The organism is Sphingopyxis sp., assembly GCF_051861155.1.
Taxonomy (GTDB): domain Bacteria; phylum Pseudomonadota; class Alphaproteobacteria; order Sphingomonadales; family Sphingomonadaceae; genus Sphingopyxis.
This window is the reverse complement of sequence record NZ_JBHYDE010000001.1, coordinates 37392-60791: the sequence shown is the minus strand read 5'-3', so window position 1 is coordinate 60791 and position 23400 is coordinate 37392. Positions and strand designations below refer to the sequence as shown.

Sequence of the window (23400 nt, the reverse complement as noted above, 5' to 3'; positions counted from 1 at the left end):
TTTTGCGATAGCGTCGGCGCACCGGCGCGGCGATGACATTTGCCTTTGATGCAAGGAAAGGCAAATCGAGTGAAGCGTGTCATGCTGACGGCCGCGGGCCTGTTTCTGGGTGCCGGGACGGCGCAGGCCGCGACCTGCGAAGATAGTTTCGTCAAAAAGGGCAATCCGGTCACCGGGCTGCGTTTTGTCGCGACAACCACCGTGCCGAATATGAGCATGCGGAGCGCGATCGGCCAGCTCAACGGCATCGTCGCGTCAAAAGGCTATGCGATCCTGGCCGTCGAGCCCGACGGCGGTGCGATGCTGGTCGAGCCGCCGCCGACCGGCAAGTCGCGCCCTTTCCCGATCGAGATTGCCGCTGACGGCGCGGGCACGGTTCGCATGGAGGCCAAGCTGCGCGCCGGAATGGGCATCCCCGCCGCCGCCGCCAAGGCCGAAATGTGCGGCATCCTGGCCCAGCTGAAGGGCGGCAAGGCGGGCGAGGCGCTTGCTGCCAGGGGGCTGGGTGCGGCCAGCGCGCCCAGCGCGCCCGTCCGCATGAGCGTGCTGCGCTTTTCGCAGGACATCACCGGCCAGGCCGACAAAAATAACGCCGCGGTGCAGAAACGCTATGAGGGTCGGCAATTCACCCTTTATGGGCCGGTGTCCTATGTGGGGCCGGCGCGCGGCAGCTATCGCGTCGAATGGAAATTGCTGTCCAGCGTGCTGACCGACATCGTCCCGGGCCGCGCGTCGGCGGGTTTTTCGGTCAACTGCATCCTCGCCCCGGGGCAAAGTGTTTATGCGCTTCAGTTGAAACCCAACAAGCATGTCGAGCTGACCGGTACCTTCGACGAGCTCGATTATGGGCTGTCGTCGGTGTGGCTCAAGGATTGCCGACCGGCGAAATAGGGCGGGGCCGCGGCCATTTACATAGCTGTCGCCTCCGCGGAGGCGGGCGGCGCTATCGGTTTATACGGCGCGGCGGGAGCAGCCCGCTTGCGGCCCCCGCCTTCGCGGGGGCGACGTATCGATTACCGGAACGGCGGTTCGTTGAACGCGCGGAGTTTGCGGCTGTGCAACTTGGCGCCCTCGTCGCGCATCGTCTCGCATGCGCGGATGCCGATCTGGAGATGCGCGGCGATCGCTTCCTCGTAGAAGCGGTTCGCCTGTCCGGGCAGCTTGAGTTCGCCGTGGAGCGGCTTGTCGCTGACGCAGAGCAGGGTGCCATAGGGGACGCGGAAGCGGTAGCCCTGCGCGGCGATGGTCGCCGATTCCATGTCGATGCCGATCGCGCGCGATTGCGAAAAGCGCAGCGCGCTGTCGGTGTAGCGCAGCTCCCAATTGCGGTCATCGGTGGTGACGACGGTGCCGGTACGCATGCGTTTTTTGAGATCGGCGCCACTGGTGCCCGAAACGGACTCGGCGGCGGTGGCGAGCGCAACCTGCACTTCGGCGATCGGCGGGATAGGGATTTCGACCGGCAGCACTGCGTCGAGAATATGGTCGTCGCGGAGATAGGCGTGGGCGAGCACATAGTCGCCGATGCGCTGGCTGGGGCGCAGCCCGCCGCAATGGCCGATCATCAGCCACGCTTCGGGCCGCAGCACCGCGAGATGGTCGCAGATCGTCTTGGCGTTCGACGGGCCGACGCCGATGTTGACGAGCGTGATGCCGCCGCCGTCGGGCGCGATCAGGTGATAGGCGGGCATCTGGTGCCGCCGCCAGGCGCTGTCGGCGACGAGCGCGCTGGCGTTGACGCCAGGCTGGTCGACATAGAGTCCCGCGGCGCCGGCGAGCGCGGTATAGCGGCCCTGGCCAACCTGCGCGCCCGCCCAGGCGACGAACTCGTCGACATAGCGGTGATAGTTGGTGAACAGGATGTAGCGCTGAAAATGCTCGGGCGCGGTGCCGGTGTAGTGGCGGAGGCGCGCGAGCGAGAAGTCGGTGCGCAGCGCGTCGAACAAGGCGAGTGGCTGCGCCGCCGCCGGGTCTTGCCCGAACAGCCCGTCGGCGAGTTCGTCGCCGATGTCGGCGAGCTCGGTGGTCGGGAAATGGCGCGCGAGTTCGAGCGGGGTAACCCCACCCATGTCCGACCCGTCGCTGGCGTCGAGCACATAGGGGAAGGGGATTTGTTGCCCGGTGCGCGTGACTTCGAGACTGATGTCATAATGGCGTGCGAGCAGCATGAGCTGGTCGCGCAGATAATCGGCGAACAGGTCGGGGCGCGTCACGGTGGTTTCAAAGGTGCCGGCGCGCTCGAAACGGCCGAAAGCGAGATTATGCCCCTTTTGCCCCTCGCGCTGTTCGCCGGTGGTCGTCAGCCGGATCGCCGGATAGTCGAACAGGCCGGTGGCCGCGGCGTCGGCGGGCGGCAGGGTGCGGTCGCGGACATAGTCGGCGATGGCGGTTTTGAGGTTGGTGACCGAGGTGCGGAACCGCGTCTGGAGCTCGGCGATGATCGCGTCGACGAGGGCGGTGGGGTCGGTGATGTCGGGGTTTTGCGATGATGATGTCATCGCGTCGCTGTTGCACGAAAATATGACAAAAGGGAAGAGGGGCACGATCTTGGACGCCCTCCCCTTCAGGGGAGGGCTGCGAGACTTGGCAGCTTGCTGCCTAGTCGCAGCGGGTGGGGGCTCGCGAGGTTGCCCAAGGCCGATGGCCCCACCCCGCTCGACTAAAGGTCCGGCAAGAGCCGGACCAAGTCTCGCTGCCCAGTGCCGGGTGAACAGTCCCCCGGACTGTTCAGGTCATGCCGGGGGCATGACCGACCCGGCACTCCTGAAGGGGAGGGGCAAGACTTTGCCTTACAGCTGTTCGAGCATATGATCGGCGCTCGACACCTTGAATTCGCCGGGGGCTTCGACGTTCAGCTGTTCGACGACGCCGTCGTTGACGACCATCGAGAAACGCTGGCCGCGCTTGCCCATGCCGAACGCCTTGCCGTCCATGGTCAGCCCGACCGCTTCGGCGAAATCGCCGTTGCCATCGGCGAGCATGGTGACGCTGCCATCGGCGTTGCCGCTCTTGCCCCATGCGCCCATCACGAACGCGTCATTGACCGCGGTGCAGACGATTTCGTCGACGCCCTTGGCTTTCAGTTCAGCGGCCTTGTCGACGAAACCCGGCAGATGCTTGGCCGAACAGGTCGGGGTGAAGGCGCCGGGGACCGAGAACAAAGCGACCTTGCGGCCCTTGAAATAATCGGCGGTGCTGACCTGTTCGGGACCATTTTCGGTGACCTTTACAAAGGTGGCGTCGGGCAGCTTGTCGCCGGGCTGGATCGTCATGGTCGGCATCCTTTTCGTTGAGGGGATATTGGTCGGCGAGACATTGGGTCGGGCGGGGCGCGAGTCAAGGTTGGTGAGGGGGTTGGGGTTGGATTTTGGAGGGATTAGTGGTTGGCGATTTGGTTGCAGGCATAGAAGTCCGGGATGGCGAGGGTCAGCTAACGACCATTTCCTGTCATCCCCGCGAAGGCGGGGATCCCGCTTGGCGACGGCGAAGGAAAAAAGCGGGATTCCCGCCTTCGCGGGAATGACGAAGTTAGGTGAGAACGTCCGCTCACCACCCCGAAGCCGACATTCGCGCCAAAGATGCTGGACCACCCCGCCGCGCCGCTGCATGATGGCGCGATGGAGAGAGACCCCATTTGGTTCACCGGCCAGCTGCTGCTTGCGCTGCCCGGGATTGGCGATCCCCGCTTCGAGCATTCGGTGATCGCGATGATCAGCCATGATGAGGAGGGGGCGATGGGCATCGGGATTTCCGACCCGATGGCCGGGATGACCGTCGGCGCGGTGCTCGATCAGCTCGAAATCGCGCATGACGATCCGCTCGAACAGCCGGTGTTTCTGGGCGGCCCGGTCGAGCCGTCGCGGGGGTTCGTGCTGCACAGCCTGGACTGGAGCGGGCAGGAAGCGGTGCAGGTCAGCGATCGCTGGATGGTGTCGAGCTCGCACGACATCTTGCGCGCGATCGGCGACGGGCGCGGTCCCGCCCAATGGCTGGTGGCGCTGGGCTATGCCGGATGGTCGGCGGGGCAGCTGGAGGGCGAGATGGTGCGCCACGGCTGGCACGTCACCCCGGGCAGCGACGCCCTGTTGTTCGACACGCCGCCCGCCAGACGCTGGCAGGCGGCGTTTGCCGAAGCGGGAGTGGACGCCCGCTTGCTGACAACCGAGGGCGGCGAGGCTTAACGCGCTAGCGCGAGCAGCGGACGACCGGCGGCAAGATTGGCGCGCGCGGTGCGGGCGGCCCAGCGCGAATCGACATAACGCCCGTCGGCGAGTTCGAGATCGTAGCGGATCGGGCTGGCTATAGCGGCGTCGTAAGCGGCGGCGGCATCAGTGGTGCGACCCAGGCGAGCGTAAGCGGTGCCGAGGTTGATCAGCCGCGACGGGTCGCGGGCGTCGAGGGTGGTCTCGCCGGTCAGCTTGGCGATCGCGGCGTGATTTTCACCGGCGCGCAGCTCGGCATAAGCGACGGGCAGCGTCATCGAATCGGCCTGCGGGCCCGTGACAACGATGATCGATTGCGCGGCAGCCGGGGTCGCGAAAGCCAATGCGATCAGCGGCAGCAATATTTTTTTCATCTCTCTATCCCCTCGAAAACTTAGCCGATTTTCTCGCTGATCAGCGGAAAAGTCAATGTTTTCGGCACTTTGTAACACTCGTGTCACAATCGCAAATTATGCTGATCGCAAGGCGCATTATAAGTCAGGATTTTCAGAATCTTGGCGGTCGCGACTCGGTGTCACAATTTTGCGGCCCCGACTGTCACAATCGCGCCCGTTGAAAATAAATTCGCGGCCCGGTGCATTTTGCGCCTGCGATTCGCGCGCCCGCGGCGTTCGGCAGACCGACCCGTCATTGCGATATAAAGAAAAGTTTATATTTGATCCTGAGGGCGCTTTCGGATAGGGCGCGCAACATAATTACTCATGCTTTCGGGGCCGCTCGCCTGCGGCCGATACTCGCCTACAGGAGACACACCGTGGCCACTCTCGCCGCCGATACCCGTGATTATGTCGTTGCCGACATCGAACTTGCCGACTTCGGTCGCAAGGAAATCAACATCGCCGAAACCGAAATGCCGGGCCTGATGGCGCTGCGCAGCGAGTTCGGCGCGGCGCAGCCGCTGAAGGGCGCGAAGATCGTCGGTTCGCTCCACATGACGATCCAGACCGCGGTGCTGATCGAGACGCTGACCGCGCTCGGCGCCGAAGTCCGCTGGGCGACGTGCAACATCTTTTCGACCCAGGACCATGCCGCCGCCGCGATCGCCGCGACGGGCGTGCCGGTGTTCGCGGTGAAGGGCGAAAGCCTCGCCGATTATTGGGACTATGTCGGCCGCATTTTCGACTGGGGTGTCGAAGACGGCACGACCTGCAACCTGATCCTCGACGATGGCGGCGACGCCACGATGTTCGCGCTGTGGGGCGCGAAGCTCGAAGCCGGGCAGGACATGCCGGCCCCCGAGAATGAAGAAGAGATCGAGATGCAGCGTGCGCTGAAGGCGTTCGTCGCGGCCAACCCCGGCTACCTGACCAAGACGGTCAAGGCGATCAAGGGCGTGTCGGAAGAAACCACGACGGGGGTCCACCGCCTGTACCATATCGCGAAGAAGGGCGAGCTGCCCTTCCCCGCGATCAACGTCAACGACAGCGTCACCAAGTCGAAGTTCGACAATCTCTATGGTTGTAAGGAATCGCTGGTCGACGCGATCCGCCGCGGCACCGACGTGATGCTCGCGGGCAAGGTCGCCACGGTTGCCGGCTTCGGCGACGTCGGCAAGGGCAGCGCCCAGAGCCTCCGCAACGGCGGCGCGCGCGTTCTCGTCACCGAAATCGATCCGATCTGCGCGCTGCAGGCGGCGATGGAAGGCTTCGAAGTCGTGACGATGGACGAAGCCGTCAAACGTTCGGACATCTTCGTCACCGCGACCGGCAACGCCGACGTGATCACCGCCGAACATATGGCGGGCATGAAGAATATGGCGATCGTCTGCAACATCGGCCACTTCGACAGCGAGATCCAGATCGCGGCGCTCGCCAACTACAAATGGACCGAAGTCAAGCCGCAGGTCGACCTGGTCGAATTTCCGGATGGCAAGCAGATCATCATCCTGTCGAAGGGCCGCCTCGTGAATCTCGGCAACGCGACGGGTCACCCGAGCTTCGTGATGTCGGCGAGCTTCACCAATCAGACGCTGGCGCAGATCGAGCTGTGGACGCGCAGCGAGCAGTATCAGAACGACGTTTATGTCCTGCCCAAGCATCTCGACGAAAAGGTCGCAGCGCTGCATCTTGAAAAGCTGGGCGTGAAGCTGAGCCAGCTCTCGCAGAAGCAGGCCGACTATATCGGCGTGCCGGTCGAAGGGCCGTTCAAGCCCGACCATTATCGTTATTGATCACGTCCACTGAGGTGGATCAGAGCGGCCCGCTCCCGACGAGGGAGCGGGCCGTTTTCGTTCAGCGCCCGAGCGGCCCCAGTGTATCGCGCAGCGGCCCCAGCCAGTCGGCATAGGGTTTCCACACGTCCATGCCGTCGCGGTTGAGCGGGCGGCGCACCTGTTCGCTCGACGGGGTGCGGACGACGCGGTCGAGCTTGTGGAAATCGAGCAGCGCCGGATCCCAGTCGAGCCCGAGATGGGCGAGCGCGGGGCGGAGCTGGCTTTCGGGATCGGCGACCATCGCGTCATAGTCGATATGGTGGACCAGCGTCGGCGCGACGCGATCCAGGTGCGCCATCATCCGCACATAATCGGCGTAGCATTGGCCGATGTCGGCGAGCCGGAACGACGAAGCATGGGCGTGTGAAAAGCTTTGTGAAAAATTCGAGAAACAGCAGTCCATCGCGTCGCGGCGGATGTCGAGGAACTTCGCCTGCGGCAGGATGCGGCGGATGAAGAGGATGTTGCTCCAATTGTGCGGCAGCTTGTCGACGAAAAAGCCGCGGTCGGTCTTGCGGTGCAGTGCGGCGCGGCGGAGATAATCCTGCCCCATTGCCGCAGCCGCAGCGTCGGGGATCCGCGCGATCAGCTGCGGCACCGTCACCTTGCCGCGCCGCGTCGCCATCTCCATCGCGCCGCGCAGGATCGCGGGGGCATAGGGCAGCTCGCCGACGGGTTCGATCGCCGGATGGCTGCCGAGCATCTGTTCGAGCAGGGTCGAGCCCGAGCGCGGCAGGCTGACGATGAAGATCGGCACCGCGTCGCCGACCGGCTGGTCGCCGAGCGCCGCGATGAAGGCGGGATCGACCGCGGCCTCGATCTCGGCGACCTCGGCGGTGAGTTCGCGCGCGTCATAGGCGATGTCGTCGGCGCGCTGCTGGTTGCCCTGTTCATAATGGTCGAACGCCTCGCGGTAGCGGCCGCGGTCGTGGAGCGCGCGGGCGAGCGCGAAGTGGAGCGGGGCGCTGTTGCGGACGTCGATCGCGATGCCGATCATCCGCTGCATATGCGCGACGTCGGCGTCGGTGAGCACGCGGCTCTTGATGTTGGCGAGCGCCCACCAGGCCTCGCCGCATTCGTCGTCGGCGGCGATCGCATGGCGATAGGCGGCGATCGCGGCATCGACCTTGCCCGCGGCGCGCAGGCTGTGGCCATAGGCGATCCAGTGGTGCGGCTTGTCGCCATGCTGTTCGGCAAGCCTCTGCTGGATCGCCTGCGCTGCGGCGTTATGGCCCAGTTTGTCGAGGATCAGCGCGTGCATCGCGGGGATGACCGGATCGTCGATTTCGCGTTCCAGTGCGGCGAACAGCATGGCCGCCTCGTCCAGCCGTTCCTGCTGGTTGAGCACCGAGGCGAGGTGGCGGCGCACCGCGACGTCGCGGGCACCCGCGGCGAGCGCGCGGCGGAGGAAATGTTCGGACTGGCCGAGCGCGCCGAGCAGCATCGCGATCTCGCCCAGCTTGGCGAGTCCCTGCGGCTCGTCGGGGCGTTGGCGCAAGTGCGCGATCACCTGCTGCGCGGCGTCTTCGAGCCGCCCGGCATTGGCGAGCGAGGTCGCGCGGATCAGCAGCGGAAAGGCGCTGACGGTGCCGTCCAGGCTCATCAGCTGTAGCCGAGCAGCGCGCGCAGCCCCGGCGCCTGATAATCGACGAGGGCGCGGTGGCGCGGACCGAGCGCCGCCGGAAAGTCGAGCGCGACCCCGGTGAGGTTGGTGCGCGCGGTGCCGCTTTGCGCGGGGTCGGCGCCGGTGCGGACGCGCAGCTGCCAATCGTCGGGGCGGTCGATGCCGCAGGCGCCGAGCAGGGCGGAGAAAAAGGTCGCCGCCGCCGGGCTGTCCAGGTCGCCGAGATGCGTGAGCAGATCCTCATAGGTCACGGCATGGACGCGCGCGCCCAGCCATGCCGCGGCGTTCATCTCATAAATGTCGTTGAGCGAGGGCGCCTTGCCCGGCAGGCCGAAGATCATCATCGTGAGCAGTTCGTCGACGGTCAGCGCGCCGGTCTTGAAAAAATCCATATTGCCCGAAAATTGCTCCGACGCGAAAAACCGCGCGCGCGCGATCACCCAGTCATAGGGATCGCGGTAGAGCAGGATGCGCCGCGCCGGTGCGGTTTCGATCGCCGAGGCGTCGGCGAAGAATAAATGGCCCCAGCTGAGCATCGGCCGCGCCGGGTCAAAGGCGCTGCGATGCTGTTGCAGGTTCGGCCACTGGATGAAATCGCGCGCATATTGCTGTTCGACCGGCACGAACATGCGGATGATGTTGCGCAGCAAGTGACTGCCGCTTTTGGGCACGCTGTTCAGAAACACCGGCTGGCGCAGCGCGGCCTGGCCGAAGCGGCGGTTCTCGGCATCGAGCGTGTCGGCTTTCACCGTGACTTCGGGCATGGGGTGCGGGCGCTCCTGGCGGATAATAGAAACAATTGGGGCGGCATGTTGCCATGCCGCCCCAGAGTTTGTCGTGTCAAATCGATCAGAACTTGGATTTGACGCTCACGAAGCCGCGGCGTCCGCTGAACCCATATTGCGACGCGGCGACCACCGGCCCGATCATCGAGATCGTCCCGCCGTTCAGCGTCGACACGCGCGGCGGGCGCGTGTTGAACAGGTTGCTGACCCCCAGAGTGATCTCGAACCGGTCGTTGATCTCCTGCGTGATCGACGCATTGTGGTAGAAGACCGCCGGGGTCGTCAGCTTGGGACAATAGGTGCCGCGCAGCGCGTTGGTGATGCAGACGCCGCCGTTGCGATCGACAAATTCCGCCACGTTCGACGTGCCGCCGATGACGTTCATGCCGTAAAACAGCGTCGTGCCGCCGTTGGCGGCCCAGCTGAGGCGGAAATCGCCGACCCACTGCGGCGAGCCGACTTCGCCATTGTCATCCTCGGCCGTCGACGTCGGCAGCAACTGGAAGACGTCTTTCGTCTGCCAGGTCATGTCGGCGGTGAACGACAGGCGTCCCAATTTGCCCAGATCGTGGCGGATATTGACGTTGAGGTCGACGCCGCTGTTGCGCTGGCGCGCGATGTTCACGAACTGGTCGCGCACTTCGTTGATGTTGTTCGGCGCCGCGGTCTGGCCGCGGGTGAACAGGTCGCACAGCGGATCATTCGGGAAATCGTCCGAATCATAGCAGCCGAAGATGATGTTCCGGGCACCCAACTGGGTGATTTGGCCCTTCACCTTGATGTCGAAATAATCGACCGCGATGTTGATCGTCGTGTCGGGCAGGAAGTTGAACTTCGGCGTCAATACACCACCGACCACCATCGCCTTCGACGTTTCCGCTTCGAGCAGGCCAAGGCCGCCGCGCGAGGTGGCCGTCGCCGTCACGCCGCCGCCCGGATGGTTGTTCGGCACGCCGTCGGCTGAACAATTGTCGGCGATACGTTGCGTGATGCGGCCCGCCGCGAGGTTCGCCGCCCAGTTGACGCAAGGATCGATGTCGACCTGGCGCGGGAAGCTGGTTTCGTCGGCGAGGAACTGTTCGAACAGCGCCGGCGCACGGAACGACGTGCCATAGCTGGCGCGGAAGCGGATCGTGTCGTTGAGCGCCCAGTTGGCCCCCAGCTTGTACGTCCAGTTGCCGTTGTCGCTGTCCGACACGCCATCCGACGCGCGCGTCGATTTGACGCTGGTGATGCGCGCCGCGGCCGAGAGGGTCAGATTCTGGAAGAAGGGCTTGTCGGCCAGGACGGGGATGTTGATTTCCCCGAACGCTTCCTTCGTCATGCTCTTGCCCGCGGTGATCCCCGACGTCGAGGCGCCCCAGGCGTTGCCGGCGCGGGTGATTTCACCCGGCACGTCGTTGATGCGGTCTTCGCGCAGGGTGCCGCCCAGCGCGACCTGGACCGCGCCCGCCGGCAATTTGAACAGATCGCCGGTCAGCGTCGCTTCGCCCGACTTCTGGGTATAGACGGTCTTGCCTTCTTCCCATTCGAAGTAGAAATCCTTTTCCGCCTGCGTCAGGTTGCCGGCGAGGAAATCGGGATTCAGCCAGCGCATGTCGACGCACTGCTTGCCCGAAACCGGGGTCACGGTGCCGACGCACGACGCGGTCTGGAAATAGCCGGTGTCATACGCATCCTGCAGCGCCTGCTGGGTGCGATATTTGCCGATGCTCTTGCTGTACTGGCCATAGACCTCCCAGCGCCAGTTGCCGGTGCCGCCGAAGTCGCCGCGCGCGCCCGCCACGCCGCGATAATAATCGACGCGCTGGCTGCTGTCCGACTGGTCGGTGATCGCGGTCGGGCTGATCAGGTTGACGCCCTGCCACCCCTGCGCCCAGCTGGTCGCCGGGGTGCCGGTGCCGTAAAGGTCGCCGGTGTAGCCAAAGTTCCAGAACTGGCGCCAGCCGTTCTGATAGGTTTCGCGACGGTTGAACAGGAATTCGCCGAACAATTCGATCGAATCGGAGATTTCGAACGCGCCGTCGATGAACCCGGTGTACAGTTCGGTTTCGGGGATCAGCGTCTGATCGGCCTGGAACGGGTGATAGGAATTCTGGATCGCCAGCGACGCGGTATCGTAACCGGTCGGGAACCAGCCGGCGGGCATGCCGAAGTCGCCCGGATAGGCCGGCGCGCCATAGGTCGGAACGCCGAGCCGTTCGCCCGGATATTGGAACTGCATCAGCACCGTCGCGCCGGTCGGCGAGGTGTTGGTGCCGGTGTTCGGGCCGCCGGGGCCGTCGAGCTGGAGGTTGTCGATCAGATTATAGGTCCAGGCGTGGCCCCAGCGCAGATCTTCGCACTTGAACTGGCCGGTGCGCGGATCGATGATGTCGGCGCGGCTGCCGTCCTGGCGGAAGGTAAAGGCTTCCGGACAGGCCAGATAACTGCGATCGCCGCGCTTCAGCTCGTTGACCTTGGTATAATCGCCCGCGACCAGGATGTGGCCGCGGCTGAAGGTTTTGCCCCAGATCGCGTTGACGCGATATTCCTCGCCGCCGCCGCCGAACGGCGCCGAAACGGTGCCGTTGAGTTCGAGGCCGTTGGTGCTGGTCTTGGTCTTGATGTTCACGACGCCCGCGACCGCGTCCGAGCCATAGACCGACGATGCGCCGGTTTTCAGGATTTCGACGCTTTCGGCGATCGACTGCGGCAGGACGTTAAGGTCGAACGACGACACGCCGCCGCGGGTACCCGCGGGGCCGGCGCGGCGGCCGTTGAGCAGCACGAGGGTGCGGTTGGCGCCGAGACCGCGCAGATCGATCGTCTGTGCGCCCGGTCCGCCATTGGTGACGAAGTTGGACGAAATCGCGGCGGTGATCTGGGTCGAACCGGCGGCGATCGGCGAGCTTTGCAGCGTCGATGCCAGATCGAACTTGCCTTCTTTCGACGCGATATTGGGGTCGATGACCGCAATCGGATCGGGACTGTTGAACGGCGTCACATTGCGCAGACGCGACCCGGTGACGACGATCGCATCTTCGGGTGCCGCGGTTTCGGCGGCGTCGGTTTCGGCCGGTGCGGTGTCCTGCGCCGCGGCCGGCGATACCATCATCACCGCCATCGCGGAGAGGCTCGCGAAACCCAGAATCCGCCGCGCATGCAGCGACGCCCTGCTCAAATCATTCATAATGTAATCCCCGGTTTTAAGTGCCCAGGCCGCCCCCGATTGGGTGGGCCGTATAATATTGCCAAGCCTTTTCAGCCTCTTTGGGCCTTTTGACTTGCCGATGTACTAGCCTTCCAAGGCTTGGACGCCAAGTCAAGCGCCGCGGCGCGCCATTCACCGATTTGTCAATTACCTGTGACAGAATTGCCGCATATGCTGCGTCCCGGCGGCGATCGGCAGATCGGGCAGCCTGATCGGGCGTTCCGGCGCCAGGCGATTGAAACCCTCGGGGACAGGCGATAGGGCGGGCTGATGGTCCTTCGTCCCCCCCTTCATTTTTCGCACGGCGCGGCGCCCGCACGATGACGCTGTCGTCGGGCGCGCTCTTTGCCCTGGGCCTGTTTGCCGCGCTGTGGCTGCTCGCCGGATTGTGGGCGGTCGGGCGCGGAATCGCGATGCAGCGCCGCGCGGCCTTCGTCGCCGGGCAGGCCGAGCGGCTGGCCAGCCTGGTCGAAGCGTCGCCGCAATTGCCGATCATTGTCCGCGCCGACTGGCGGGTCGAGGCGAGCGAGAAGCTGGGCCGCTGGCTGGGGTTGGCGCAAGGGCCGCGCAATTTCGACGAATTGCGCGGGCTGGACAGCGGGCTCGACGCCGACGGCCATGACGCGCTGCGCCAGGCGATCCTCGGCGCGCAGCGCGGTGCCAAGCCCTTCACGCTGAGCCTGAAGCCGCAGGGCAGCGATCGCACGATAATATTGCACGGCGCCCCGGCGCCGCAGGCGGTCGGTGGGGCAGGCAGCGTGCTGCTGTGGCTGAGCGATGCGACCGACGGCCAGCATGCGCTGGCGCAGGCGCGCAGCGAGCGCGACGAGGCGATGGCGGCGTTCGAGGCGCTGTCGGGGCTGATCGAAGCCGCGCCCTTTCCGATGTGGTTCCGCGACACCGGCCTCAATCTGGCGCTCGTCAATGGCGCCTATGTCCGCGCGGTCGAGGCCAAGAGCGCGGTCGCGGTGATCGATGGCGGCATCGAGCTGTGCGAAACCGTCGCCGGGGTCAGCGCCGCCGAAGCCGCCGACGAGGCGCGCAGCGCGGGGGCGGCGCAGGTGCGCACGATCCCGGTGACGATCGAGGGCGAGCGGCGGATCATGCGCGTCGTCGACGTGCCGCTGGCGCCGACCGGCGGGCGGGTGATCGGCATCGCGGGCTATGCGATCGACATCCAGGAGCTGGAGAGCGAGCGCGGCGCGCACCGCCGCTTCGTCGATACCCAGCGCGAGCTGCTCGACCGGCTGTCGGCGGCGGTGGCGCAATTCGGCCCCGATCAGGGGCTGAGCTTCGCCAATCTGCCGTTCCGCCGCCTGTTCGCGCTCGACGCCGACGACGTCGCCGAGGCGCGGCCGTTTGCGCGGCTGCTCGACGCGTGGCGCGAGGGCGGGCGAACCCCCGAGGTGCGCGATTATCCCGAATGGCGGCAGGCGCACGTCGATTGGTTCGCGCAGGCGGGGGCAAGCGAAGAGGATTGGCTGCTGCGCGACGGCACCCACCTGCATGTCGTGGCCCAGCCGACCCCCGACGGCGGGCTGCTGCTGATCGCCGAAGACAAGACCGAGCAGGTCCAGCTCGCGGGTGCCCGCGATACGTTGCTGCGTGTGCGCACCGCGACCTTCGACAATCTGTTCGAGGCGATTGCGGTGTTCGCGCCCGACGGGCGGTTGCATTTGTGGAACCAGCGCTTCCGCCGCCTGTGGGGGATCGACGAAGGGACGCTGGCGGCGCATCCGCGCGTCGATGCGCTGATGGGCGGGCTGGCCGACCGGCTGGTGAAACCGAACCAGATCAGCATCGTGCAGGAAGTCATCCGCGCCGCGACATTGGAACGACAGCAGCGCGGCGGCGAAATCGGTTTCGCCGACGGGCGCTATTTCGATTTCGCGTCGATCCCGCTGCCCGACGGCAATGCGCTGCTGATCATGCTCGACATCACGCCGAGCCGTCGGATGGAGGGCGCGCTGCGCGAACGCAACGAGGCGCTGGAGGCGGCGGACAAGGTCAAGACCGCGTTCCTGTCGCGGATGAGTTACGAACTGCGCACGCCGCTGACCTCGATCGGCGGGTTCGGCGAGATGTTGCAGGCGGGCTATGCCGGCAAACTGAGCGATCAGCAGCAGCGCTACGTCGCCGCGATCATGGATTCGGTCGGGGTGCTGGGGCGCCAGATCGACAATGTGCTCGACCTGGCGCAGGGCGAGGCAGGGTCGCTGGTGGTCGAGCGGGCGCCGGTCGATGTCCAGACGCTGCTCGACGGCGCGCTGGCCGATGCGAAGGGCTTTGCCGCGGGTGAGAAGGTCGAACTGGTCGGCAATATCGCGCCCGACCTCGGCCGCATCGACGGCGACGCGCCACGGCTGTCGCGGCTGGTCGCGGGGCTGCTCGACAATGCGGTGCGCTATACCGCACAGACCCGCAAGACCGGCGGCCGGGTGCTGCTCCACGCCGCGGGCGATGCGCGCGGGATCGACATCATCGTGTCGGACAATGGCCCGGGGATGCCCGAAGCAGTCGCCGCGGTGACCAAGGGGCAGCAGGCGGGCACCGCGTCGGGCGGCATCGGCCTCGCCCTCGCGCGCCAGCTCGTCGCCGCGCACGGCGGGACGATGGAGGTGGTGAGCGAGCCGGGGCAGGGCACGCTGGTGCGGATCAGCCTGCCGCGCAGCGCATGAGCCACCGATACGACTATACCCTGGCCGACGCCGAGCGGATCGGTGCGGCGATTGGTTTGGCGTTGATGCCGGGCGATGTCGTCGCGCTGTCGGGCAACCTTGGCGCGGGGAAGACGACGCTGGCGCGCGCGATGCTGAAGGCGCGGGGGTTGGCGGGTGAGGCGCCCAGCCCGACCTTTGCGATCGTCCAGCCCTATGCGCCGCCCGAGGTCGATTTGCCCATCGCGCATGTCGATCTGTACCGGATCGAGGATGAAAGCGAGCTGATCGAGCTTGGCCTCGACGAGTATCTGTACGACGGCGCGCTGCTGATCGAATGGCCCGAGCGGCTCGGGTCGCAGGGTTGGCCGGGTGCACTGTCGATCACGATTTCGGGGAGCGGCGACGCGCGCGTCTTGACAGCCGACGTGCCGACGTCTTGGGGGAGCCGATGGCCGCTCCGATGATTCCGCCCCCCCATGCGCCCGCCTTCCTCGCCGCGCATGGCTGGGGCGATGCCCAGATTTTGCCGCTGGCCGGCGATGCGTCGTTCCGGCGCTATTTTCGCGTCGTCGACGGTGCGCGGCAGGCTGTGCTGATGGACGCGCCGCCGCCGCACGAGGATCCGCGGCCGTTTATCGCGGTCGCCGAATATCTGTGCGAGCAGGGGCTGACTGCGCCGACAATCTTTGCCCGCGACCTGGCGCAGGGATTGCTGCTGATCGAGGATTTCGGCGATGTGCGGCTGCGCGAGACAGCTGATGCCGCGCTCGACCGCGAGGTCGATCTGTACGCCGGGGTGACCGACCTGCTCGTCCACCTTCATGCGCGCCCGCCGATGCCGGGGCTGCCGGTGCTGGGGCTGGAACAGTGGCTCGACGAGGTGATGCTGTTCAGCGACTGGTATTGCCCGACGCTGGGCATCGAGGTCGACCGCGATGCCTTTCGCGGCGCATGGGAAGCGGTGCTGACCCCGATCGAGCATGACGGCCTGCCGCGCGTCACCGTGCTGCGCGATTATCACGCCGAAAATATCATGCTGGTTCCGGGCAAGGAGGGCGTTGCCCATTATGGCCTGCTCGATTTTCAGGACGCGCTGGTCGGGCACCCCGCCTATGACCTCGCCTCGGTGCTCGAGGATGCGCGGCGCGATGTCACTCCGGCGGTCGAGGCGGCGATGCTGGCGCGCTACCAGGGTGCCACCGGGCAGGACATCGAGAGTGCCTATTGGGCGCTCGCGGCGCAGCGCAACACGCGCATCCTGGGGGTGTTCGTGCGGCTGTGGAAACGCGACGGAAAGCCGTGGTATCGCCAGTTCCAGCCGCGGATGTGGGGGCTGCTCGAACGCGACCTGGCGCATCCGGGACTGGCGCCCGTGCGTGCCTGGTTCGACGAGAATATCCCCGCCGACAAACGCGCGGCGGCGTGGCTGTGAGCGTGAAGATCGACAGCGCGATGGTCATGGCGGCGGGGCTGGGCAAGCGGATGCGTCCGCTTACCGCTACGCGGCCCAAGCCGCTGGTGCGCGTCGCGGGCAAGGCGTTGATCGACCACAGCCTCGACCGGATCGAGGCGGCGGGGATCGGGCATGTCGTCGTCAACGTCCATTACCTCGCCGACGCATTGGAAGCGCATCTGGCGGCGCAGCAGCGGTCGTTCACGATCGGTATTTCAGACGAGCGCGACCTGTTGCTCGAAACCGGCGGCGGCATGGTCAAGGCGCTGCCGCAGCTCAGCGGCGATCCGATCCTGATCGTCAACAGCGACAATATCTGGACCGATGGCCCCGAGGACAGCATTCGGCATCTGGCGCGGCACTGGGATGGGGCGCGGATGGACGCGCTGTTGCTGGTCATTCGTCAGGCGAGCGCCACCGGGCACGGCGGCAAGGGCGATTTTCACATGGACCCCAACGGCCAGCTGTCGCGGCGCAAGCCCGGCCGCATCGCGCCCTTTGTTTATACGGGCATCCAGCTGATCTCGCCGCGCCTGCTCGACGGCGCGCCCGAGGGGGCGTTTTCGACGAACATATTGTGGGACCGCGCGATCGCGGCGGGGCGGCTTTATGGGTTGTCGCACATGGGCGAATGGTTCGATGTCGGCACCCCGGCCCGCATTGCGCCGACCGAAGCCGCCTTGAGTGAGGTTTGAACCTCCCCTTTCGTCATTGCTTCGCTACACTCGCAATGACGAGGTGTGAACCCGATGGCTGATACGAAGCCCACCGTCTTTTCCATCCCGGTCCAGCGGGCGTTCGCCGATGCCTTGGCCGCGGGGCTGATCGATCGTTTTGGCGATGGCGCATTGGGGCTTGCCGAAGGGCTGATCCTGCTGCCCAGCAATCGCGCGCGCAGCGCGGTGCAGGCGGCGTTTGTGCGCGCCAGCGGGGCGGGGTTGCTGATGCCGCGGCTGGCGGTGATCGGCGACGCCGATCTGGATGAAAGCGTCGCGCTGGCGCTCGATGCGATCGACGACGCCGAACCGATCCCGCCCGCGATCGATGCGCTGCGGCGGCGGTTGATGCTCGCGGCGCTGATCGAGCGGCACAATCCCGCGGGCGAGGAAGCGATCACCGGCGCCGCGGCGTTCCAGCTGGCCGAGGGGCTGGGGCGGGTGATCGACCAGCTGCAATATGAGGAGATCGCCCCGGCGCGGCTCAGCGACCTTGAATCGACGCTCGGCGATCTGGCCGGGCATTGGCAGGCGTCGTGGCAGCGGCTGCGCCTGCTCGTCGATCATTGGCCCGCGATGCTGGCCGCGACCGGGCATATCGACCGCGCCGACCGCCGCAACCGCCTGCTCGCGCGGGTCAGCGCCGGATGGCGCGTCGCGCCGCCCGCGCGTTTCGTCGTCGCCGCAGGGGTGACCACCGCAGCGCCGGCGATCGCGCGGCTGCTGCGCACCGTCGCCGACCTGCCGCAGGGGATGGTGGTGCTGCCGGGACTCGATCTGGGCATGGCGGCTGAGGAATGGGACGCGCTGGGGCCGGTCAAAGCCGACCCGGAAAAGCCGGGAGATCGCCCGCTCGAAACGCATCCGCAATATCATCTGAAGCTGCTGCTCGGCCGGATGGGGATTGCGCGCGACGAGGTGGGCGAATGGGCCGCGGCGTCGCCGTTCGATGGCCCCGATGCGCGCACTCCCTTTTTGTCGCTGCTGTTCGCGCCCGCCGCTTACACCGCGCGCTGGCAGGCCGCCGAAAACCTCCCGCCCGGCCTGGCCGGGGTCAGCGCGGCAACCTTCGCCGACGACGGGCAGGAGGCGCAGGGGATCGCGCTGATGATGCGGCGCGCGCTGGAAGAACCGGGGCGCACCGCCGCGCTGGTGACCCCCGACCGCCTGCTCGCCGAGCGCGTCGCCGCGGCGCTGGCGCGCTGGGACATTGCGGTCGACGACAGCGCCGGGCAGCCGCTGGGGCAGACGCCGCCGGGCGCGCTGCTGTTGCTGCTCGCCGAATTTGCCGCGGCGTTCGATCCGGTGCGGCTGGTCGCGCTGCTCGGCCATCCGCTGGTGCGCGCCGGCGAGGGACGGCTCGACTGGCTCGACCAGGTGCGGCGGCTCGACCTGGTGCTGCGCGGCCCGGGGCTGGTGCCGGGCTGGGCCGGGGTGACGGCGCGGATTGACGAGATTGCGGCCGCCAGCGATCGGCGCGGGCATGGCGCGGCGGCGGCGATCAGTGATTGGTGGGCCGAGGTGACGACGGGGCTGAGCGGTGCGCTCGTGCCTTTTGCCGCGGGAGTGCCCGCCCCGCCGTCGGTGCTGCTTGCCGCGTTGCAGGACGCGCTCGGCTGGCTGACCGGCGAGGGGGCGTGGACGGGGCATGCGGGCCGCGCGCTGTCCGACCTCTTCGATCGCTGGGCGCTGGCCAAGGGCGACGGTCCGGCGCTGGTCGCGCCCGCCGACTTCCCCAAGATGCTCGCCGACCTGTTGAGCGGCGAGAGCATCCGGCCGCCCTATGGCGGGCATCCGCGGCTGTTCATCTGGGGTCTTCTGGAGGCGCGGTTGCAGCGCGCCGACCTGATGATTTTGGGCGGGCTCGACGAAGGGCGCTGGCCGCCGCAGCAAAGCCCCGACCCCTGGCTTGCCCCCGGCATCCGGCGGATGCTCGGCCTCGCCGCCCCCGAGCGCCAGCAGGGGATGGCGGCGCATGATTTTGCCGGTGCCTTTGCGGCGCGCGCGGTGGTGGTGACGCGCGCGCTGCGCAGCGGCGGCGACCCGGCGGTCGCGTCGCGCTTCTGGCTCCGGCTGGCGGCGTTGGGCGGTGACTTACCCGCGGCGACGCTGGACGGGCAGCCGGTGACCGCGCTGGCGGCGACGCTTGATGTCCCGCCGGGCGACAGCCAGCCCGCCGACAAGCCGCGCCCGGCGCCGCCGCCAACGGCGCGGCCCGACCGGATCAGCGTCACCGGGGTCGACCAGCTGGCGCGCGATCCTTTTGCCTTTTACGCGGCCAAGATCCTGCGGCTGAGCGAACTTGAACCGCTGAGCAGCGGTCCCGACGCCAAATGGTTCGGCACGCGGGTGCATAAATTCCTGCAGGACTGGCAGGCGGCGGGGCTGACCGAGGCGGCCTTTGCGGCGGAAATCGCGGCTTTGCGCGCCGATCCCGCCCTCGACTCGCTGGGCCGCGCCTTCTGGCTGCCGCGCATCGAACCATCGCTGCGCTGGGCCGCCGAACGGGTGTGGGCGGCGCGCGAGGAACGTTGGCCGGTCGCCAATGAGGTGAGCGGCAAGCTGCTGGTCAATGGCATCATGCTGCGCGGCACCGCCGACCGCGTCGATCAGGCCGCCGACGGCACGCTGGCGATCGTCGATTACAAGACCGGCGCGGCGCCGTCGGCCAAGTCGGCGGGCGAAGGGCTGAACAGCCAACTCGGCCTGCTCGGGCTGATCGCCGAGGAAGCGGGGCTGGGCGATCTGGCCCCCGAGCCGGTTGGCGCGTTCGAATATTGGGAATTGAAGCGCGACCGGAAAAAGGGCGTCGATGGCGCGGTCAAGGCGATCAAGGGACAAAAGCCGAAACCGTCGACCGCCGCCGCCGTGATCGAGCGGGCGCGCGAGGCGCTGGCTGAGCTGAGCGCGCGCTTCCTGCTGGGGCAGGAGCCGTTCGTCCCTGGCGACAGCGCCAAACGCTACCCCGATTTCGACCAGCTGATGCGCCGCGACGAATGGTTCGGGCGGGGTGATCCCGATCCGGGTGCGACCGACGAGGGGGCGGCATGATCGACCCCGACAAGCTGCTCAAGACGCTCGACGGCGGCCAGCGCGCCGCGGCGCAGCCGGAAGACCATGTCTGGCTGGGTGCATCGGCGGGGACGGGCAAGACGCAGGTGCTGTCGGCGCGCGTGCTGCGGCTGATGCTGGCGGGGGTGTCGCCCGAGGCGATCCTGTGCATCACCTTTACCAAGGCGGGCGCCGCCGAAATGGCGCACCGCATCCACGAGCGGCTGGCGATGTGGGTGCGGATGGCCGACGGCGATTTGCGGCTCGACCTTGCCGCGCTGGGCGCCGACTGGGCCGAACCGGGCATCCTCGACCGCGCGCGGTCGCTGTTCGCCACCGTCATCGACAGCCCCGGCGGCGCGGTGCGCGTGCAGACGATCCACAGTTTCTGCCAGACTTTGCTCGCGAGTTTCCCGCTCGAGGCGAAAATATTGCCGGGGTTTCGCGCGCTGGAGGACAGCGAGGCGAGCGCGCTCCAGCGCGAGGTGCTGGGGCAATTGCTCGCGCGCGCCGATGCCGACGGCGATGCGATGCGGACGATCGCGGCGATGCTGGCGCAGCGGTTGGGGCAGGACGCGGCGATTGCCTTCCTGGCGCGCTGTGCGAGCAGTTTCACCGCCGCCAACGCCCCACGGCTGGCGCCGCGCGCCGCGGACCTGCGCGCGCAGCTGGGCTTGCCGCAGGGCGATCCGCTGAGCTGGCAGGCGGCGGCGCTGGCGGACGACGCGATTGCCGACGCCGACATCGCGGCGGTGGCCGCGAGCGGGCGCGGTTGGGGGACCAAGACCGGCGACGGCCGCGCCGACATCATGGACGACTGGTTTCGTGCCGACGCGCATGGCCGCGCCGCGATGCTGACCGCAGTGCGCGGCTGCTTCCTGACCGGCACCGGCGACATGCGCGCCGATTATACCAAGGACAAGGGCGGGATGCGCAGCTGCCTCGCCGCCGCCGAACGCATCGTCGCCGCGGCCGATGACCTGCTCGCCACCGCCACCGCGATGGCGGTCTCCGACGATCTGGCGGCGGCGTGGGATCTGGGCAGCCGCTTTGCCGAAGCCTATGCGCTGGCCAAGCGCGAGCGCGGGCTGGCCGATTTCGACGATCTGATCAGCATCGCGGGCCACCTGCTCGCACAAGGTGATTTCGGCGACTGGGTGCGCTTCAAGCTCGACCAGCGCACCGACCATATATTGGTCGACGAGGCGCAGGACACCAATGCGCGGCAATGGGCGATTGTCGCCTCGCTGGCCGGCGAGTTTTTCGCAGGAGTGGGCGCAAAAGATGATCGCGTCCGCACCATGTTCACCGTCGGGGACCGCAAGCAGGCGATTTTTGGCTTTCAAGGAACTGATCCGATAGCGTTCGAGGCTGCTCGACGTAGTTTTGCCCAAATGGCTGCGGCGGGCGGCAGGCCGTTCGAGGATGTCGACCTCGATACCAACTACCGCTCCAGCCCTGCGGTGCTCGACGTCGTCGACGCATGGATCGCGGCGGGCGCGACCGAATTGATGGGGCTCGACAGCGACGAGCCGCCGCACATTCCCGCTGAGTTCAACCGGGACCGCGCCGGGCGGGTCGAGTTGTGGGCGCCGCTTCCGGTCGGAAAAGCGCTCGATGCCGATGCCGAGGATGAGGGGGTCGGCGAGGTTGATGGCGATGACGAGGGCGGCGCTCCCCGCGACACGTCGGCCGCGGCGAGCGACCCTGCCAGCCTGCGGCTATCGCGCGCGATCGCCGACGAAGTGCGCGAGTGGATCGCGCATGGCAAGGACGGGCGTCCGGTGGCGCCGGGCGACATCCTGATCCTCGTCCGCCGCCGCAAGGATGTTGCGGCGCGGATCGTCGCGCGGCTGCAATCGCTGCACGTCCCCGTCGCCGGGGTCGATCGTTTTTCGCTCACCCAGTCGCTGGCGGTGCAGGATCTGCTCGCCGCGATGCGCTTTGCGGTGCAGCCGCTCGACGACCTCAACCTCGCCAGCCTGCTGGTGTCGCCGCTGTTCGGGTGGAGCCAGGACGATCTGTTCGGCTTTGCCCACGGCCGACAGAAACGGGCGCTGTGGGAACAGTTGCGCGCGCGCGAAGAAGTGGCTCCGCCCGAAACGATGGCGGCGCTGCGCGGCTTGCTCGGCATGGGCGATTTCACGACGCCGTTCCGCTTTCTGGAACGCATGTTGTCGGGGCCGCTCGACGGGCGGCGCAAGCTGTATCATCGGCTGGGGCGCGAGGCGCGCGACCCGATCGACGAACTGCTGGCGCAGGCGCTGGCGTTCGAGCGGCAGGAGGCGCCGTCGCTGCTCGGCTTCCTGTCGCACATCGCCGCGAGCAGTGCCGAAATCAAACGCCAGAGCGAGGCGCGCAGCAATGTCGTGCGGGTGATGACGGTGCATGGGTCGAAGGGCTTGCAGGCGCCGATCGTCATCCTGGCCGATGCGACCGACGATCCGAAGCCGCGGCGCGTGAGCTTTGGCCTGTCGATGGCCGGGTGGGACAAATTGCCGGTATTTCCGCTGGGCAAGGACGAGCGGCAAGGCGCAATCGCCGAGGCGCACGACGCCAAGGAACGCGCCGAGCGCGAGGAGCATTGGCGGCTGCTCTATGTGGCGATGACACGCGCCGAGGAGCTGCTGATCGTCACCGGAACGCGCAAAGCGGACGAGCTGCCCGAGGGCAATTGGCACAGCGCGGTCGATGCGGTGATGGCGGGCATGGGTGCCGAATGGCAGGACGCCGGATCGCACTGGGGACAGAAGCGCGTTCATGCGGTGGCGGGCAAGGCACGCGCGGCGAAGGAAAAGGCGCGGGCCGCTGCGCCGCCGGTTGCCATGCCTGCCTGGGCACGGCAACGGGCTCCCGAAGAAGCGCGTCCGCCGCGCCCGCTCGCGCCCTCGGCGCTGGGCGACGATGATGTCGCAACCGTGCCGCAGGGCACGGCGCGCGGCGCGGCGGTGAACCGTGGGCGGTTGCTGCACGCTTTGTTCGAGCGGCTGCCGCCAGTGACGCCCGATCGGCGCCGCGCTGCGGCGCTGCGCTGGCTGGAGGTGCAGGCGGCCGACCTTGACGCCGCTGCACGCGCTGCGATGGTCGATGAGGTGCTGAGCGTATTGGACGATTCGGCGCACGCCGCACTGTTCGGGCCGGGCTCGCTTGCCGAAGTGCCGTTGTCGGCGGTGGTCGACGGCGTGGTCGTCGCGGGGATCGCCGATCGGCTGCTGGTCACCACCGACGCGGTGACGGTGATCGATTTCAAGACGGGGCGCCATGTACCGGACAGCGCCGCCGCGGTGCAGCCCGCCTATCTGCGCCAGATGGCGGCGTATCGCGGCGCACTGGCGGCGATTTTTCCGGGGCGGCGGGTCGAGGCGGCGCTGCTTTACACCGGCGGGCCGCGGCTGATCGCGCTCGACGACGCGCTGCTCGACGCGCACAAGCCGGGCTTGGCGGCAACCAAGGCGAATTTGGGCGGTTGAGGTCTTGAGCCGG

At 67.3% G+C, this 23400-nt stretch carries 15 protein-coding genes; 9 read left to right on the top strand and 6 right to left on the bottom strand.

Going from position 1 to position 23400, the window contains the following annotated elements; genetic code table 11:
• Window positions 1–81 precede the first annotated feature (81 nt).
• A complete protein-coding gene (locus tag ACTIFP_RS00250; RefSeq protein WP_439566720.1) occupies window positions 82–891 on the top strand; it encodes a hypothetical protein in 810 nt (269 codons plus the stop codon).
• Between the two features lie 122 nt (window positions 892–1013).
• On the opposite strand, the gene ACTIFP_RS00245 is transcribed toward ACTIFP_RS00250, so the two are convergent.
• Window positions 1014–2498 (bottom strand): AMP nucleosidase, encoded by a 1485-nt coding sequence (locus ACTIFP_RS00245; protein WP_439566719.1) that lies wholly within the window; start codon window positions 2496–2498, stop codon window positions 1014–1016.
• Window positions 2499–2789: 291 nt separating this feature from the next.
• A complete protein-coding gene (locus ACTIFP_RS00240) occupies window positions 2790–3272 on the bottom strand; it encodes a peroxiredoxin (protein ID WP_439566718.1) in 483 nt (160 codons plus the stop codon).
• Window positions 3273–3617: 345 nt separating this feature from the next.
• Between ACTIFP_RS00240 and ACTIFP_RS00235 the strand changes: the two genes are divergently transcribed.
• Complete coding sequence (locus ACTIFP_RS00235) at window positions 3618–4181, top strand: YqgE/AlgH family protein (RefSeq protein ID WP_439567278.1); 564 nt, start codon at window positions 3618–3620, stop codon at window positions 4179–4181.
• Here the strand turns inward: ACTIFP_RS00235 and ACTIFP_RS00230 are convergent.
• Entirely contained in the window at window positions 4178–4576 is a 399-nt protein-coding gene (locus ACTIFP_RS00230; protein ID WP_439566717.1) for a hypothetical protein, read from the bottom strand. The genes ACTIFP_RS00235 and ACTIFP_RS00230 overlap by 4 nt on opposite strands.
• 401 nt (window positions 4577–4977) lie before the next feature.
• Here ACTIFP_RS00230 and ahcY point away from each other — a divergent pair, with 401 nt between their 5' ends.
• On the top strand, window positions 4978–6393 hold the full coding sequence (gene ahcY, locus ACTIFP_RS00225) for an adenosylhomocysteinase (RefSeq protein WP_439566716.1): 1416 nt from the start codon (window positions 4978–4980) through the stop codon (window positions 6391–6393).
• 61 nt (window positions 6394–6454) lie between these two features.
• On the opposite strand, the gene ACTIFP_RS00220 is transcribed toward ahcY, so the two are convergent.
• The 3 genes from ACTIFP_RS00220 to ACTIFP_RS00210 form a co-directional block, all read right to left on the bottom strand.
• Entirely contained in the window at window positions 6455–8038 is a 1584-nt protein-coding gene (locus ACTIFP_RS00220) for a tetratricopeptide repeat-containing sulfotransferase family protein (RefSeq protein WP_439566715.1), read from the bottom strand.
• Window positions 8038–8823 (bottom strand): hypothetical protein, encoded by a 786-nt coding sequence (locus ACTIFP_RS00215; protein WP_439566714.1) that lies wholly within the window; start codon window positions 8821–8823, stop codon window positions 8038–8040. The genes ACTIFP_RS00220 and ACTIFP_RS00215 overlap by 1 nt, the downstream gene beginning before the upstream one ends.
• An 85-nt stretch (window positions 8824–8908) precedes the next feature.
• Window positions 8909–12016, bottom strand: a complete 3108-nt coding sequence (locus ACTIFP_RS00210) for a TonB-dependent receptor domain-containing protein (protein ID WP_439566713.1) — start codon at window positions 12014–12016, stop codon at window positions 8909–8911.
• Between the two features lie 341 nt (window positions 12017–12357).
• Here ACTIFP_RS00210 and ACTIFP_RS00205 point away from each other — a divergent pair, with 341 nt between their 5' ends.
• The 6 genes from ACTIFP_RS00205 to addA are packed head-to-tail and all read left to right on the top strand — an operon-like array spanning window position 12358 to window position 23387.
• Window positions 12358–14715 (top strand): PAS-domain containing protein, encoded by a 2358-nt coding sequence (locus ACTIFP_RS00205; protein WP_439566712.1) that lies wholly within the window; start codon window positions 12358–12360, stop codon window positions 14713–14715.
• Window positions 14712–15161: a tRNA (adenosine(37)-N6)-threonylcarbamoyltransferase complex ATPase subunit type 1 TsaE gene (gene tsaE / locus ACTIFP_RS00200; protein WP_439566711.1), complete on the top strand. Its 450-nt coding sequence runs from the start codon at window positions 14712–14714 to the stop codon at window positions 15159–15161. The genes ACTIFP_RS00205 and tsaE overlap by 4 nt, the downstream gene beginning before the upstream one ends.
• Window positions 15146–16129 (top strand): aminoglycoside phosphotransferase family protein, encoded by a 984-nt coding sequence (locus tag ACTIFP_RS00195; RefSeq protein WP_439566710.1) that lies wholly within the window; start codon window positions 15146–15148, stop codon window positions 16127–16129. The genes tsaE and ACTIFP_RS00195 overlap by 16 nt, the downstream gene beginning before the upstream one ends.
• Window positions 16130–16149: 20 nt before the next feature.
• The gene (locus tag ACTIFP_RS00190; RefSeq protein ID WP_439567277.1) at window positions 16150–16845 is read left to right on the top strand and encodes a nucleotidyltransferase family protein; all 696 of its coding nucleotides are present in this window, start codon (window positions 16150–16152) and stop codon (window positions 16843–16845) included.
• Between the two features lie 54 nt (window positions 16846–16899).
• Window positions 16900–19917, top strand: a complete 3018-nt coding sequence (addB, locus tag ACTIFP_RS00185) for a double-strand break repair protein AddB (protein WP_439566709.1) — start codon at window positions 16900–16902, stop codon at window positions 19915–19917.
• On the top strand, window positions 19914–23387 hold the full coding sequence (gene addA, locus ACTIFP_RS00180; RefSeq protein WP_439566708.1) for a double-strand break repair helicase AddA: 3474 nt from the start codon (window positions 19914–19916) through the stop codon (window positions 23385–23387). Before addB ends, addA begins: the two co-directional genes overlap by 4 nt.
• The last annotated feature ends 13 nt before the right edge of the window (window positions 23388–23400 follow it).